This is a genomic window from Acinetobacter sp. ANC 4862, from assembly GCF_004336635.1.
Classification (GTDB): domain Bacteria; phylum Pseudomonadota; class Gammaproteobacteria; order Pseudomonadales; family Moraxellaceae; genus Acinetobacter.
Genome location: NZ_SJXH01000005.1, coordinates 98,738 through 114,585 on the forward strand (window position 1 = coordinate 98,738; position 15,848 = coordinate 114,585).

General features: G+C 42.4%; 16 protein-coding genes and 4 tRNA genes. 7 read left to right on the top strand and 13 right to left on the bottom strand.

The window, feature by feature from the left end:
* Positions 1–2: 2 nt before the first annotated feature.
* The 3 genes from E0409_RS03840 to E0409_RS03850 are packed head-to-tail and all read left to right on the top strand — an operon-like array spanning position 3 to position 1,209.
* A complete protein-coding gene (locus tag E0409_RS03840) occupies positions 3–524 on the top strand; it encodes a Na+/H+ antiporter subunit E (protein ID WP_131287837.1) in 522 nt (173 codons plus the stop codon).
* Positions 521–796 (top strand): monovalent cation/H+ antiporter subunit F, encoded by a 276-nt coding sequence (locus tag E0409_RS03845; RefSeq protein WP_067722356.1) that lies wholly within the window; start codon positions 521–523, stop codon positions 794–796. Before E0409_RS03840 ends, E0409_RS03845 begins: the two co-directional genes overlap by 4 nt.
* Positions 797–807: 11 nt before the next feature.
* Positions 808–1,209 carry a Na+/H+ antiporter subunit G gene (locus tag E0409_RS03850; RefSeq protein ID WP_131287840.1) on the top strand — a complete coding sequence of 134 codons (402 nt, stop codon included), beginning with the start codon at positions 808–810 and terminating at the stop codon, positions 1,207–1,209.
* A gap of 149 nt (positions 1,210–1,358) precedes the next feature.
* On the opposite strand, the gene E0409_RS03855 is transcribed toward E0409_RS03850, so the two are convergent.
* The 10 genes from E0409_RS03855 to tpiA all read right to left on the bottom strand — a co-directional run bounded on the left by E0409_RS03855 (position 1,359) and on the right by tpiA (position 8,451).
* Positions 1,359–1,763, bottom strand: coding sequence for a ribosome-binding factor A (locus E0409_RS03855; RefSeq protein WP_067722362.1), 405 nt, complete (start codon positions 1,761–1,763; stop codon positions 1,359–1,361).
* Positions 1,763–4,468 (bottom strand): translation initiation factor IF-2, encoded by a 2,706-nt coding sequence (gene infB, locus E0409_RS03860; RefSeq protein ID WP_131287843.1) that lies wholly within the window; start codon positions 4,466–4,468, stop codon positions 1,763–1,765. Before infB ends, E0409_RS03855 begins: the two co-directional genes overlap by 1 nt.
* 10 nt (positions 4,469–4,478) lie before the next feature.
* Positions 4,479–5,963, bottom strand: coding sequence for a transcription termination factor NusA (gene nusA / locus E0409_RS03865; protein WP_131287845.1), 1,485 nt, complete (start codon positions 5,961–5,963; stop codon positions 4,479–4,481).
* A 39-nt stretch (positions 5,964–6,002) separates the two neighbouring features.
* A complete protein-coding gene (gene rimP / locus E0409_RS03870) occupies positions 6,003–6,527 on the bottom strand; it encodes a ribosome maturation factor RimP (protein ID WP_131287848.1) in 525 nt (174 codons plus the stop codon).
* Between the two features lie 211 nt (positions 6,528–6,738).
* Positions 6,739–6,815 (bottom strand) — tRNA-Met (locus E0409_RS03875).
* Between the two features lie 92 nt (positions 6,816–6,907).
* Positions 6,908–6,984, bottom strand: a tRNA-Met gene (locus E0409_RS03880).
* A 71-nt stretch (positions 6,985–7,055) separates the two neighbouring features.
* Positions 7,056–7,132 (bottom strand) — tRNA-Met (locus E0409_RS03885).
* 46 nt (positions 7,133–7,178) lie between these two features.
* Positions 7,179–7,263: transfer RNA gene (locus tag E0409_RS03890), tRNA-Leu, on the bottom strand.
* A 53-nt stretch (positions 7,264–7,316) separates the two neighbouring features.
* On the bottom strand, positions 7,317–7,646 hold the full coding sequence (gene secG, locus E0409_RS03895) for a preprotein translocase subunit SecG (RefSeq protein ID WP_131287851.1): 330 nt from the start codon (positions 7,644–7,646) through the stop codon (positions 7,317–7,319).
* Between the two features lie 13 nt (positions 7,647–7,659).
* Positions 7,660–8,451: a triose-phosphate isomerase gene (tpiA, locus tag E0409_RS03900; protein ID WP_131287854.1), complete on the bottom strand. Its 792-nt coding sequence runs from the start codon at positions 8,449–8,451 to the stop codon at positions 7,660–7,662.
* Positions 8,452–8,732: 281 nt separating this feature from the next.
* Between tpiA and pilB the strand changes: the two genes are divergently transcribed.
* Genes pilB through coaE form a run of 4 tightly spaced genes read left to right on the top strand, consistent with a single transcriptional unit; the run spans position 8,733 to position 13,191 of the window.
* Positions 8,733–10,445: a type IV-A pilus assembly ATPase PilB gene (pilB, locus tag E0409_RS03905; RefSeq protein ID WP_131287856.1), complete on the top strand. Its 1,713-nt coding sequence runs from the start codon at positions 8,733–8,735 to the stop codon at positions 10,443–10,445.
* Between the two features lie 29 nt (positions 10,446–10,474).
* Positions 10,475–11,701, top strand: coding sequence for a type II secretion system F family protein (locus E0409_RS03910; protein WP_131287859.1), 1,227 nt, complete (start codon positions 10,475–10,477; stop codon positions 11,699–11,701).
* Positions 11,701–12,561: a prepilin peptidase gene (locus tag E0409_RS16900; protein ID WP_131287862.1), complete on the top strand. Its 861-nt coding sequence runs from the start codon at positions 11,701–11,703 to the stop codon at positions 12,559–12,561. The genes E0409_RS03910 and E0409_RS16900 overlap by 1 nt, the downstream gene beginning before the upstream one ends.
* Before the next feature lie 15 nt (positions 12,562–12,576).
* The gene (gene coaE, locus E0409_RS03920) at positions 12,577–13,191 is read left to right on the top strand and encodes a dephospho-CoA kinase (RefSeq protein ID WP_131287865.1); all 615 of its coding nucleotides are present in this window, start codon (positions 12,577–12,579) and stop codon (positions 13,189–13,191) included.
* Here coaE and E0409_RS03925 read toward each other — a convergent pair.
* The 3 genes from E0409_RS03925 to ppnP all read right to left on the bottom strand — a co-directional run bounded on the left by E0409_RS03925 (position 13,188) and on the right by ppnP (position 15,341).
* Entirely contained in the window at positions 13,188–14,105 is a 918-nt protein-coding gene (locus tag E0409_RS03925; protein WP_131287868.1) for a DMT family transporter, read from the bottom strand. The two genes, coaE and E0409_RS03925, sit on opposite strands and share 4 nt — an antisense overlap.
* A 31-nt stretch (positions 14,106–14,136) precedes the next feature.
* Positions 14,137–14,886 carry a 23S rRNA (guanosine(2251)-2'-O)-methyltransferase RlmB gene (rlmB, locus tag E0409_RS03930; protein ID WP_131287870.1) on the bottom strand — a complete coding sequence of 250 codons (750 nt, stop codon included), beginning with the start codon at positions 14,884–14,886 and terminating at the stop codon, positions 14,137–14,139.
* 131 nt (positions 14,887–15,017) lie between these two features.
* A complete protein-coding gene (ppnP, locus tag E0409_RS03935) occupies positions 15,018–15,341 on the bottom strand; it encodes a pyrimidine/purine nucleoside phosphorylase (protein ID WP_067866108.1) in 324 nt (107 codons plus the stop codon).
* Between the last annotated feature and the right edge of the window lie 507 nt (positions 15,342–15,848).

Consider the following 15,848-nt stretch of genomic DNA (forward strand, 5'->3'; position numbering starts at 1 on the left):
CCATGCAAAAAACATCGTTTTGGGAAAATTGGCTACCGCATCCCTTTGTATCTGTGATTGTGGCTTTAAGCTGGATTATGCTGACGCATAGCCTCGATTCAGCAACAGTACTTATGGCTTTGCTCCTCGGAATTCTGATTCCGCGTTTGGTACAACCCTTTATTACCCGTACTCCCGATATCAACTGGGTATTGGCTTTAAAACTCTTCTTTGTGGTGTTGTGGGATATTATTATTTGTAATATTAAAGTGGCTAAACTGGTTCTTGGACCAACACGCAACTTACATCCCAAATGGTTTCGCGTGCCTTTAGAAACGCAACATGAACAAGTCAATGTGTTGCTGGCACTGATTATTACCACCACACCGGGTACAGTCACTGCAGGGATTGACCATGATCGTGGCGATATTTTGGTGCATGCCTTAAGTACGGATAATGCTGAAATAGACATTCTAGAAATTAAAAATCGTTATGAAAAAGCGCTGATGGCTATTTTTGCTGTGGAATTAGGAGAAGATTCATGACCATTTTGCCTTATGCACTCGGCATATGTATGGTAGCCATCACCATTTCAATGTTTCTCTGTCTGGTCCGCCTAGTCATGGGTCCCTCCATTGTCGATCGTCTTTTAGCCTTGGATACATTGTTTCTGAATGCCACCTGCCTTGTGGTGATTCTTGGCATCTACTGGGCAAGTACCGCCTTATTTGAAGGGGCTTTATTGGTTGCCATGCTTGGATTTGTTTCCACCGCAGCGCTTGCTCGCTACTTTACCACTGGCCATGTCGTAGATTAGGAGAAACAGTAATGCAACTCGTGATGGAAATCCTGGTTTCAATTTTTTTATTGATTGGCTCATTCTTTATGTTGGTCGGGGGTATTGGCATGGTACGCTTACCTGACTTATTTATGCGTCTGCATGCTCCGACAAAATCCAGTACTTTGGGACTGGGTAGCTTCTTAATTGCTGCAATGATTTTTTCAGCATTTCAAGGCCGTTTTGGTTTTGCCGAACTGTTATTGACTTTATTGGCGTTCATTACCGCGCCCGTATCTGCAAATTTAATGGCACAAGCCGCTCTACACTTACGGTTACGCTCAACCGGTGGTGAAGTGCCTGAAACACTTGAGCGCCCCTTACCTTGGCAACGAAGCCGCCGTCGCCCTCCTACGAAAGACAAAAACAACTCACATGATGACCTAAGCTAAATGCAGACTAGAGTCTTTAGTATTTTTAGTCCTTTGGCCATTTCCAGTTTGAATTCAGTCTACTGCATGCGCTGATATATTAATTTTGTCTTAAACAATATTTTAACGCACAAAAAAGCCACCCGAAGGTGGCTTTTTTATTACATCAATTATTCATCATCTTGCTTTGCTTCAGCAGGCGGTAAATCCTTCACTGCTTCTGCAATCAGACCAAACATATAATTGCCGTAAGCATTGGTTTTGTCATAATGGAAACGCAAACGTGGCGTAATACGTGTCTTGATACGACGACTCAATTCGTGGCGCAAGAAACCAGATGCTTTGTTTAATACATCTAAAGTTTCTTTATTCGCGGCTTCGCTTTGATCATCACCCAGTTCACGCCCCATTACAGTCACATAAACTTCGGCATATCCTAAGTCTGCGCTAACTTTCACCGCAGAGATGGTCACCAGACCACCTAAGCGTGGATCTTTAAGCTCTTGACGAATCAGTTCAGAGAGTTCTCTCTGAACTGTATCAGCCATACGCTTAAGACGCTGACTACCCGCCATTAAAGACTCCGTTTAATCAATTGAACATCGTACACTTCGATCTTATCGAGTGCTTTGATGTCTTTATAGCCTTTCACCGCAAGACCACATTCCATACCGGCACGAACTTCTTCAACCACTTCTTTGTAGCGACGAAGAGATTCAAGCTCACCCTGGAACACAACCACGTCATCACGTAATACGCGAATCGGTTTGTTACGATGCAATACGCCTTCAAGTACCATACAGCCCGCAGCCGCACCGAATTTACTTGAGTGGAACACTTCACGTACTTGCGCAACACCAAGAATCGTTTCACGATGCTCAGGAGCAAGTTTACCGCTCATTGCTGCTTTCACGTCATCAATCAATTCATAGATGATGCTGTAATAACGAATGTCGATGCCGTCTGCATCCGCTTTTTGACGCGCAGTATTATCAGCACGTACGTTAAAGCCTAGAAGTACTGCTTCTGAAGATTCAGCAAGTGTAACGTCAGACTCAGTAATTGCACCTACGCCAGAACCAATTACACGAACACGAACTTCATCTGTTGCCAATGCTTGCAAGGCTACAGTCAATGCTTCCAATGTACCGCGTACATCAGTTTTAAGCACAACGTTCACATAAGGAACATCTTTTTTGCCCATAGACGCCATGATGTTTTCAAGACGCATCGCACTTTGACGCTCAAGACGTTTTTCACGCTCACGCGCCATACGTGCATCAGCGACTTCGCGTGCTTTTTTCTCATCATTTACAACAAGAACTTCGTCACCCGCCATTGGCGCTTCAGGAAGACCCAAGATTTCTACTGGAATCGAAGGACCTGCTGATTTAATACGTTTACCGTTTTCATCTACCATCGCACGAACACGACCGTAAGATGCACCGGCAAGCACTAAATCACCGACATTCAAGGTACCGTTTTGTACAAGAATAGAAGCAACTGCACCGCGGTCTTTGTCTACACGCGCTTCAATCACAACACCTTGCGCAGCACCTTCTTCAGATGCTTTCAATTCAAGCATTTCTGATTGAATTAAAATAAGGTCAAGCAGTTCATCGATACCTTGACCTGAATGTGCAGAAACCATTGCCACAGGTACGTCACCGCCCCATTGTTCAGGCACGATTTCTTTAGTGGTCAATTCGTTCAATACGCGATCTGGATCAGCAGATTCTTTATCCATCTTGTTGATTGCAACAATGATTGGCGTACCTGCAGCACGTGCATGATCAATTGCTTCAGCAGTTTGTGGCATTACACCATCATCAGCCGCAACAACAAGAACCACGATATCAGTCGCTTTCGCACCACGTGAACGCATTGAAGTAAACGCTGCGTGTCCCGGTGTGTCTAAGAAAGTGATAATGCCTTTATCCGTTTTAACGTGATATGCACCGATATGCTGTGTAATACCGCCCGCTTCGCCCGCAGCCACTTTGGTACGACGAATACGGTCAAGAAGCGATGTTTTACCATGGTCAACGTGACCCATGATCGTAACAACAGGAGCACGGGTCGTTTGAACACCACGCGCTTCTTCAGCTGCTTCCAGCAAGTTATCTTCAGCTTGAGTATCAGAAACTAGAACTGGGTTATGACCCATTTCTTCAACGACAAGTGCTGCAATTTCCTGCTCAATGGCTTGGTTTTGAGTCACAAGCTCACCCATTTTCATGAGTGATTTGATTACTTCGCGAACCTTGATTGCCATTTTTGCAGCTAAGTCAGCAACAACAATGGTTTCACCAATTTCAACATCATAAACTTGTTTCTTAACAGGTTTTTCAAAGCCATGCTTGTTGCCCTGGCTAGTTTTCAAACCACGTTTAGGCTGTTTACTGAAGCTTTGCTCTTCCTGACCACGACGTCCACCTTTTTTCGGTGCACGTGCAGTTGTAGTGTTACCACCACGTTTAATTTCACGGTCTTCTTTGGCAAATGAATCTTCATAAGCCTGACCAACAAGACCAGCTGCCAATGGAGAATCATCGACAACACGAATCGTTGCAGTCGTATCTTCAGAGGTGTACTTAGAAGCCATCTGACGCATTTGTTCAAGCGTACGTTGTTGCGCTTCTTCAGCCGACTTACGACGTGCTGCTTCTTCAACTGCTTTTAATTGCGCAGCTTGAGCTTCACGTGCTTTTTTCTGTTCAGCTGTTTCAACTTGTTTAACCGTTTGTTTTACAATCGGTTTGTTGTTTGACTTACGCTTCACAACAACAGCAGCTTTTGGTACTTCTTGCTTAGCTGTTTCTTGCTTAGCAGCAGCACGCATTGCTTCAAAAGCTTGTTTCGCTTTAGATACACCAGTCTGAGGTGCGTCATCCGCTTTTTGTTCAGCATTCGCAGGAGATGCAGTTGCATTCTTGTCTGCTTGTGCTTTCGCTAAAGCTTCAGCTTTAATTTGTTCAGGATCAGGCTTAACAAACGTGTGCTTTTTACGCACTTCAACGTTAATTGTCTTCGCCTTACCTGATGTACTGGCCACTTTAGCAGTACTGGTTGTTTTACGTTTCAACGTGATTTTTCCTGCATGCCCATCGTCTTGACCATGAAGTTTCTTCAAATGGTTAACGAGGGTATTTTGTTGTTCAGTGGAAATAATATCTTCAGCTTTACGTTGCGGTAAGCCTGCGTCACGAACCTGCTCTAGGAGCTTCTCAACTGGACGTTCTACGCTGAGAGCTAACTCTTTAATCGACTTGTCCGTCATATATTTCCTCCTAGTTAAACCATGATTCGCGCGCTTTCATAATAAGTTGACCTGCTTTTTCAGCACCTAAACCTTCAATATCTTCAATATCGTCAGTTGCCTGGTCAGCCAAATCATCTACTGTTACCACACCGCGAGCTGCAAGTGCATACGCGATTTCCTGTGTCATCCCAGCCATTGCAACGAGTTCTGCACTTGGTTCCTGGATGTTTTCTTGTTGTTTTAATGCATCTGCCAATGTAATTTCTTTCGCACGGCTTTGCAATAATTCAACAGTTTCAGCATCAAGTTCAATCTCATCGAATGTTTCAGCTGGAACATAAGCAATCTCTTCAAGAGAAGTAAAGCCCATTTCAACCAAAGCCATTGCCAAATCTTCTTCAATATCAAGACGTGTTACAAACATGTCGAGGTATTGTTGAGCTTCATTTTGTTGACGCGCGTAGAATTCTTCTTCGAGCATCATATCCAATTTGTAGCCAGTCAATTCAGATGCTAAACGAACATTCTGACCTTGTGAACCAATGGCACGTGCCAACTGATCCGTTGCGGCAAAAATGATATCGGCGCTATGGGCATCTTCATCAATCACAATACTTGATACATCAGCAGGCTCTAAAGCGCTTGCAATGTACTGTGCCGGATCATCAGACCATACAACAACATCAATACGCTCACCGTTCAATTCTGATTGTACTGCCTGGATACGTGTACCACGCATACCAATACAAGCACCAACAGGATCAATACGATGATCGTTCGTTTTCACAGCGATTTTAGCACGAACACCCGGTTGGCGTGCAGCTGCTTTAATTTCGATGATTTCTTCAGAAATTTCAGGAATTTCTTTCTTCATCAAAGCAATCAGCATTTCAGGACGTGCGCGTGACAACAATAATTGTGCACCACGACCTTCACGGTTCACGCTATATAAAATGGCGTTTACACGTTGTTTCGGGCGAAGAATTTCTTTAGGAATAATTTCTTCACGTGAAAGATATGCTTCAGCATTGTCACCTAAGTCAATAATAAAGCCATCTTTGGTTTGTTTTTTAACTTCACCGTAGATGAGTTCACCAACTTTAGATTCGTACGCATCAGCAACCAAAGCACGTTCAGCTTCACGAATTTTTTGCACAATCACCTGTTTGGCAATTTGTGCAGCAATTCGACCGAAATCAATCGATTCAACTTCGAGTTCACGAATGTCACCGATTGACCATTTTTCAGGATCCAAATCCGAGATCGCATCCTGACATGCAGGCATTTCATGATCTTCGTCAGCAACCACCTCCCATTGACGGAAAGTACGGTAATCACCGGTCTTACGATCGATTTCTACACGTAAACGTGCTTCTTCCGAGTTTGTGCCTTCGTAAAATTTCTTTTTAGTCGCAGCAACTAAAGCTTGTTCAAGCGCTTCAAAAATTGCATCACGACTTACACCTTTTTCGTTACTAACCGTTTCTACTACGGTAAGAATTTCACGAGCCATAAGTCACCTATTCGTTCAGATTCTTATTTATTGAATGAATTAATCTTGAAAGATCAAATTTGATTTGTCGATATTATGACTGTCGATTTCAAGTACCTGTTGATTTTCAACTTCGACTTGAATGACTTCATTTTCAAGATCAACAGCAATGAGTTTTGCTTGAAATTTACGACGGTTATCTACAGCACTAATCAGACGTAAAGCAATTTTATGTCCAATATAGGCTGGCATTTGGTCAAGCTGAAAGAATGGTCGATCCCATCCTGGAGAAGACACTTCAAGTGAGTATTCGCCAGAAATTGGATCATGCACGTCAAGCATTGCGCCAACTTGCTGTGTTACGCGGACACAATCTTGCACGCCAATACCACGACCTTCTTCAAGTTCGCCATCTTCATTCATGACAGGTTGCGTGTTGTTTTCGTTGGTTTTATCAATATAGATACGTAATAAAGAACGTTTACCCTGAGGAAGGAATTCGATTCCCCAAAGTTCTACATTACAAGCTTGCACTGCAGGAGCTATAAGGTCTTGGAGTGCTTGAGTTTTATTTGATAGCTTCATTTACTCTCGTCATTGTTGTGCGATTCAATAGTCGCTGTGACCGGTTCAGACTAACTCAACTATATTAGTAGTGAAACATGACGATTTGACCAATGGATGTCGACACTACACGATAGCCAATAAAAAAGGGCGTAATCGCCCCTGTGTACACAGAAAAACCAAAGTCCACTGTGCAAAAAGGCCCACCATTTTTGTGAGCCTTTTAGAAACTTGGTAGCGGGAGCTGGATTTGAACCAACGACCTTCGGGTTATGAGCCCGACGAGCTACCAGACTGCTCCATCCCGCAACAACGTGCAAAAATTATATACAATTCACTGAGCATTTTCAATCAAAAACTGTTCAATGGTTGCTTGATTAAGTTGCACCCTAATCAAAAAGTGGTAGCGGGAGCTGGATTTGAACCAACGACCTTCGGGTTATGAGCCCGACGAGCTACCAGACTGCTCCATCCCGCAACAAAATGCAAAAATTAATCACCATTTAAATATTATTTAAATCGCCTATTTAGTTTGCCTCTAAATAGTATTGGTAGCGGGAGCTGGATTTGAACCAACGACCTTCGGGTTATGAGCCCGACGAGCTACCAGACTGCTCCATCCCGCATCAACAGATTTGCTGCTTACACCAACTTATGTTCTGGATTACAAGTTGGTGCGGAAGGGGGGACTTGAACCCCCACGCCCGAAGGCACTACCACCTCAAGGTAGCGTGTCTACCAATTCCACCACCACCGCAGCTGTGTCGCATTCTAGTCGGATCAGGTCCAAAAAGAAAGAACTAAATCAGGTTATTCACCTGTTTTTGGTGTGACTGGCGAAGTTTCATTCGAATTCGCCGGAGCAGTCGTGGTTGTTTGCACTGATTTTAAGCTATACGCATCAGTCGTTTGTTTTTTGGCAAACACCGCTAAAGTTAAACTGGTGACAAAGAATAAAGCCGTCAAAATGCCCGTTAAGCGAGTCATGAAATTCGCTGAACCTGAAGCACCAAATACAGTTGCAGCACCGCCACCACCAAATGATGCGCCTGCATCTGCACCTTTACCATGTTGTACCAGAATCAATACAATCATTAATATGGCTAAGATAATATGTACCACCAGCACAAAAGTTTGCATGCTGAACTCCTAATTATTTTGTATTTGCAAAAGCCTGAGCAATTTTATAGAAAGACTCTGCATTTAAAGACGCACCACCAACCAGTGCACCATTAATATCTGGACAGGCAGCCAACTCTACTGCATTTTCAGCCTTAACACTACCGCCATACAGAATGGCGATATTTGGACCGAACGACGTAATTTGAGTTAAGCCTTCACGAATCTTGGCATGCATGGTTTGTGCATCTTCGGGTGAAGCTGTCTTACCGGTGCCAATTGCCCAAATCGGCTCATAGGCAATGACAATCTTTTGCCACTGTTCAGCTTGAACAACTGCGGCAATGTCACAGATTTGTTGCAATACCACCTGCTCTGCTTGACCATTTTCACGTTGTTCCAGGCTTTCACCTACACAATAAATAATGGTTAATCCTGCATTTAAAGCATTTTTAACTTTTTCATTCAGTATTTTCGCAGTTTCAGCAAAGATTTCACGACGTTCTGAATGACCAATCAGTACAAAATCAATTTGATGATCTTTCAGAAGTTCAGCACTCACCTCTCCGGTATATGCACCTGTACCTGCAATACGCGAAACATTCTGTGCAACGGTATAAACCGATCGGACTGAACTTGCCAATTCCGCCTGAACACCGGCCAAGGCAAGCATGGTAGGCGCAACACCTAAATGACAATTTTCTTCTTTAATTTCATTATTTTGCAATAATTCTTTAAAACTATTTACCAGCTCTTTGGCATCTGCCTGCATTGGGTTCATTTTCCAATTGCCAACAACCCAAGGAGTAATAGCCGAACCCGACATACAGTAACCTATTAAAAACAATTCATTTAACCGCGCACATTCTACACGGAATTCAGTATTTTTTAGAAAATTTTCACATGGCTTTTTTTAAGCCATTCTTAATTTTTGCAAGTCATCACAGCATTCTCAAGAAAAACTTCAGCATGTAATTACGACCAGTTCAAAGTTTTATCTAATATTAAGTAGATGACAACGTTTTCAGATATGGTATTTTTATATAACAAAAGTATAATTTAAAGATACCAATTATAAACAAATTGATTGAGCAGGCATATTAAAGCATGACAGCATTACAAGGTTCACCAAGATTCACTGGTTTTATTCGCCGTTTGGTTGAAGACGGCTTAGTTTCTGCTGAGAACATGCAGAATGCAGTATTAAATGCAAAAAAAGCCAATCAAGATATTGTTCCTTTCCTCATTGATCAATTGAAAGTTTCCTCATTAGATATTGCAGAGAAAATTTCTCAAGAGTTTGGGGAACCGCTTTTCGACCTTAGTGTTTATGATTCTGCACAAATTATCCGTGAAGGAATCGATGATAAACTGATTACCAAACATCGTGTGCTGCCTATTTTTAAACGTGGTAATTTACTTTATGTAGCCACCAGCAATCCTACCAATATGGATGCCATGGATGCCATCCGCTTCAGTAGCAAAATGAATATTGAAGCCGTGATTGTTGAACATCCAAAATTAATAAAACTGATTGAACAAAACTTTGCCGAAGCAGATACCTTTGAATTCTCTGATGATGATATCGACTTAAATCTTGAGCAAGAAGATCTCAGTCAAAAAGATGATGAAGATGATAATCCGCAGGCTGATGAAGCACCAATTGTTAAATACATTAATAAATTACTGATTGATGCCATTCGCATGGGCGCTTCAGACTTACATTTTGAACCTTATGAAAAAAGTTATCGTGTTCGCTATCGAATCGATGGTGTGCTACGTCAAATTGCCACACCCCCCTTACAACTTGCTACACGCTTAGCCTCGCGTTTAAAAGTGATGTCCCAAATGGATATTTCTGAAAAGCGCTTGCCTCAAGATGGACGGATTAAACTTAAACTTTCCAAAAGCAAAGCCATCGACTTCCGTGTCAACTCATTACCCACCTTATTTGGTGAAAAACTGGTACTGCGTATTTTGGATCCATCGAGTGCGATGCTAGGTATTGATGCATTGGGTTATGAACCCGAGCAAAAAGAGTTATTTATGCAAGCCCTGGATAAACCTCAAGGCATGCTCCTCATCACAGGTCCAACAGGTTCAGGTAAAACGGTTTCTTTATATACCGGTTTGAATATTCTCAATCGTGAAGACACCAATATTTCAACCGCCGAAGATCCTGTGGAAATTAACTTGGAAGGAATTAATCAGGTCAATGTTAATGCTAAAGTGGGCTTAACCTTCTCTGCGGCACTCAAGTCATTCCTGCGTCAAGACCCTGATATTGTCATGGTCGGTGAAATTCGAGATTTAGAAACGGCCGAAATTGCGATTAAAGCGGCTCAGACGGGTCATATGGTGATGTCAACGCTACACACCAACAGTGCACCTGAAACATTGACGCGCTTAAGAAATATGGGTGTACCTTCCTTTAATATTGCCACCTCTGTAAACTTGGTGATTGCGCAACGTTTAGCTCGACGTTTATGTCCACAATGTAAAATTCCTGCTGACGTTCCAGAACCAAGTCTATTGGAAATGGGATTTCAAGAAGAAGATCTAAAACATCCAGATTTTAAAGTTTACCAACCTGTCGGCTGTTCAGAATGTCGTGAAGGTTATAAGGGTCGTGTCGGTATTTATGAAGTAATGAAAGTGACACCTGAAATTTCGAAAATTATTATGGAGGATGGCAATGCACTTGAAATTGCTGCAGCATCTTCAAGGTCGGGGTTTAATAATTTACGTCGTTCAGGATTAATCAAGGTCATGCAGGGGGTGACTTCTCTTCAAGAAGTCAATCGTGTGACTAGCGAATAGATCAAGCATTTAAAAATAAGGATAAATTCATGGCTGTCAAAAAAGCACAGATGATGCCAACCTTCAGTTATGAAGGGGTTGATCGTAAAGGGGAAAAACTTAAAGGAGAATTACCTGCACGTAACATGGCACTGGCTAAAGTGACCTTACGTAAGCAAGGGATTACCATTAAGACGATTCGGGAAAAGAGAAAAAATATTCTCGAAGGCTTAATGAAAAAAAAGGTATCTACACTCGATATCACCATTTTCACGCGCCAACTCGCTACCATGATGAAAGCAGGTGTACCGCTGGTACAGAGCTTTGAAATTGTTGCTGAAGGTCTTGAAAACCCGGCGATGCGTGAAGTGGTCTTAGGCATTAAAGGTGAAGTCGAAGGGGGGAATACCTTTGCAGGTGCACTTAAAAAATACCCTCAGTATTTTGACAATCTTTTTTGCTCACTCGTTGAGTCTGGTGAACAGTCCGGTGCTTTGGAAACCATGCTAGACAGGGTCGCGATCTATAAAGAAAAAAGTGAACTTTTAAAGCAAAAAATTAAAAAGGCCATGAAATACCCTATGGCTGTTATTGTCGTTGCACTTATCGTAACCATTATTTTGATGGTAAAAGTAGTTCCCGTATTCCAGGATTTGTTTACTTCATTTGGGGCCGATTTGCCGGCATTTACAAAAATGGTCGTGAATATGTCTGAGTGGATGCAAAAATACTGGTTTATTCTGATTATTGCGATTGGTGCCATTATTGCAGGCTTCATGGAAGCCAAAAAACGTAGTAAAAAATTTCGTGATTTTCTCGATAAAGCAGCGCTCAAAGCCCCTATTTTTGGTGACTTGGTTTATAAAGCCATTATCGCACGTTACAGTCGGACTTTAGCGACTACATTTGCTGCCGGTGTCCCCCTGATTGATGCCCTAGAATCTACTGCTGGTGCAACCAACAATTGTGTCTATGAAGAAGCGGTCATGAAAATTCGCGATGATGTCGCCACAGGTCAACAGCTGCAATTTGCTATGCGTGTCACCAATAAATTCCCCTCTATGGCGGTTCAAATGGTGGCGATTGGTGAAGAGTCAGGTGCGCTCGACAGCATGCTGGATAAAGTAGCGACTCATTTTGAAAATGAAGTCGACAATGCGGTCGATGGCCTAACTTCAATGATGGAGCCGTTAATTATGGCTGTACTTGGTGTTCTCGTCGGTGGTCTGGTCATCGCCATGTACCTCCCAATTTTCCAAATGGGTTCTGTCGTTTAATGCAAGAATTTATCTCTTATTTTATCAATAACCCAACTGCACTTTATCTTGCAGTTGGGCTTTTTAGTCTATGCATTGGTAGTTTTCTCAATGTGGTGATCTACCGCACTCCCAAGATGATGGAGCAGGAATGGCGTACCGATTGCCAATTGTTTTTGCATCCCGAACAACCGATCATTGACGAATCAAAACTAACACTCAGCCAACCTGCATCGACCTGCCCTAAATGCCAGACTAAAATTCGCTGGTATCAAAACATTCCTGTCATCAGTTGGTTAATTTTAGGCGGCAAATGCGGCTCTTGCAAAAATCCAATTAGTATTCGCTATCCATTGATTGAGCTACTCACTGCAGCATGTTCATTGGTCATTGTTGCAGTCTTTGGGTCGACCTTACAAATGCTCTTTGGTTTGCTTTTGACCTGGATGCTCATCGCACTGACCTTTATTGATTTTGATACTCAGCTTCTACCGGATCGTTATACCCTGACTTTAGCCGCACTAGGTTTAGGCATTAATAGTTATGCTATTTATACCTCTCCTACCTCTGCAATCTGGGGCTATATTATTGGTTTCTTGTGTCTTTGGATTGTGTATTACCTGTTTAAAATCATTACAGGCAAGGAAGGTATGGGCTATGGAGACTTCAAACTCCTCGCCGCTTTAGGTGCCTGGATGGGTCCTTTAATGCTGCCGTTGATTGTGCTACTTTCATCCATGGTCGGAGCAATCATTGGCATTATTTTGCTTAAAATCCGCAAAGAAAATCAGCCTTTTGCTTTTGGTCCTTATATTGCCATTGCGGGTTGGATTGCCTTCATTTGGGGCGAGCAAATTATGAAAGTTTATTTAGGTCAATAATTTTTAGGTGAGTACATGACTTTTATCTTGGGTTTAACAGGTGGTATTGGCAGCGGAAAATCTGCAGCAAGTACATGGTTCGAAACCCAAGGAATCACCGTTGTTGATGCCGATATTGTGGCACGTGAGATTGTAGAAAAAGGACAACCTGCGTTGCAACAAATTCACGCTGCATTTCGGGATTGGGTTCTTTTAGACAATGGAGAACTGAATCGCCGTGCTTTACGTGAACATATTTTCAAAGATCCAGATGCGCGTAAAATGCTAGAAAGCATCACCCACCCTGCTATTCGTCAATCGATTATTCAGCAACTGCAGGCTGCAACCAGTCCTTATGTGATTCTGGTCTCTCCCCTGCTGTTTGAAACTAACCAGCATGAACTGACCGATCATACCTTGCTGATTGATGCATCGATTGACTTGCAAATCCAGCGGGCTGCCATGCGTGATCACCAATCGATTGCTCAGATTCAGAAAATTATTCAATCACAAATGCCACGTGAAAAAAAGCGTAGTCTCGCTGATGACATTGTGCTCAATGATGGACATCTCGATCATTTATACAGCCATTTAAAACCCCTGCATGAAGCTTATTTGCAACGCAGCAAGCAAAAAAAAGCAGTCAATTAAGACTGCTTTTTTTGTTGATCGAGTTGCTGCTGCAAACTATCTTTATGCATGATCCAGCGCCATGGTTGCAAAGCACCAATCGCCATTCCAATCAAGCCACAAATAATCGCCAGACTTAATGGTTCACCTAAAAGCGGCACAGCTAAAATTGCTGCCATAAACGGTGCCAAAGTCACGATACTGCCAGTCTTAAATGCACCTAAGCGCTTGATCGCTTCCACATAAGTCAATGTCGCCACAATCACCACAAAAATGCCGTGAAAAATCACCTGCATCAGTAGATGCACAGGCTCAGGTTCCGTTAAATCTTTCGGTAAAAATAACAGATAAATCGGCACATAAACAATTGCTGACCAGATCGCGACACCTGCCATGGAATGCCATGCAGAGAGTTTCCAGTGACGCAATAAAACGGTAAATACCCCCCACCAGATTGCGCTCAAGAAGAACAGCAGGTCGCCAAAACCAAAGGCGATACCTGTTTCCTGATACATTAAAAAACTCATTGCGCTAATCGCGGTCAGCATAATGCCCAGACTGATCCAGGTATGCTTATCAAAAGGCTGTTTAAACAGCAAAAATGCAGCGACTGCTGTACACAAAGGAATACAACCATTCAGAAAGATGGCTGCATGGGCTGCGGGCACATAGTGAAATGCGCTATATGATGTCAAACAGTACCCAACCCCGCCAATCATAGCCAAAAGAAAGGGTTCTTTTTTCCATAAAAAGGCGAGGTCTTTTTTATAGATCAGGATCGGCATTAAAATACAAAATGCCAAAGCAAAACGTAAAGCCGTAATATCCCACGCGCTGATTCCCCACTGTGCATTCAGGCGGGAAGTAATGGTAAATCCCCCCCAAATGCACATAGTAATGGCGATATAGAGATAACCTTGAGACCGGGGAGACATAACAAACAACTTTTAAATTGAGATAATAAAATTACACATTACGCTGACGGCAAGCTTCATATAAAGCCATACCTGTTGCCACACTCACATTCAAACTTTGCAAGTTTCCTGCCATCGGGATGTAAACCGTCTGATCGCACTGTGACTGGGTAATTGGACGCAGGCCGGTATCTTCAGCCCCCATCACTATGCACACACCGGTTCCGGTGAAATCAAACTGTTGCACGGGTAATGCTTTTTCATCCAGCATGGTACCCACAACACGCACATTAAATTCATCTTTAATGTTACCCAAGGTACGTGCAAGATTGGTCACTTGAATAAACTTCACTTTCTCTGCACCGCCTGCAGCAATTTTACGTGCTGTCGGGGTTAAGCTTGCAGAACGATCACGCGATACAATCACAGCTTCAACACCCATAGCCGCTGCTGTACGGATACAAGCACCTAAGTTATGGGGATCAGTGACTTGGTCTAAAGCCAACAACAGTGCTTGAGGATTCTGTTTCAGCAAATCATCCAGATCTTGTTCATTCAGGGTTGGATGCGGACGAACTGCGGCAACCACCCCCTGATGAAAAGGCTGACCCGCCAATTTTTCCAGTTTGTCACGACTGGCCTGTTGTACACTGATCCCAAAAGGATCAGCCAAAGCCAAAACGTTTTTCAAACGTTGATCGTCACGACCTTTTAGCGTAAATAAAGTAAGTACACGCTCTGGCTCAAGCTCAAGTAATGACTCCACTGAGTGAACGCCATAAAAATATTCGGTTTTTGCCATGAACGGCCTCTAAAAAATGTATATACAATGCAAAAAAGAAAAATCCTGCAAAGCTGACTTTACAGGATTGATGCTTAAATCTAGTTTAACTGATTCAGGCTAAAATTTCTTTGCCTTAATCCGACTTATGCTTAGCCTTCTAAATGGCAAACATAATCGAGTACTTCATCGGTCTCGATTTTAAAACGGCTATTGCCCGGGACATAAAAAGACTGTCCTGCGCGGAACAATTCACTCTCGATTTTATCCGCGATTTGTACACGGCATTCCCCTGAAATAATTTCCATACGTTCAGGGACATGCGTTTCGAAAGTGAGTGCCTGTTCAGTCGGTAAAATCACCCCTAATGTCTTTTTTGTACCATCTTCGAATTGCACGGTATGACTAATACATGAACCGCCGAAATAAACATTCGATTTTTTGATAACAGAAACATGATCAAACTGATTTGACATGCGTATTCTCCAGATAATGCGCATTTATAATTTTTGATTGATGTAGTTTAAAGGCCTGCATTCAACTAATCAATCGGTGTTTCATACGGCTAAATCAATATTTTACAAATTGTTGCAGATATTTTTCTGCATCAATCAGAAGAAGATTTACCCCGAGTTTGCGAGAGTCTAAATCAACATTAACATAAGCACAAATAAGTTTTTGTATTGTATCGACTAAAAGTTAATCTGCTTTTCCAAGTAGCAAATCTTGTACCAAAACAATGACGATTAATCTGGCAATCCTCTACAGATCCAAAGCCTAACTGTATGCCTAAATTCAGTATGTAAATCTCAACCCAAAACACTCTCTAAGAAATGCTGATCCATGATTTGCATCAACCGATATTTAGCCATTTTTGTATCATCATGATGCATGTTTTCAATCTTATGAAAAAAATCGCAACTCTAAAATATTCCTAAAATTAACGGGGCATGTAGATAAAAATCACGCAGACTATTCAAGCA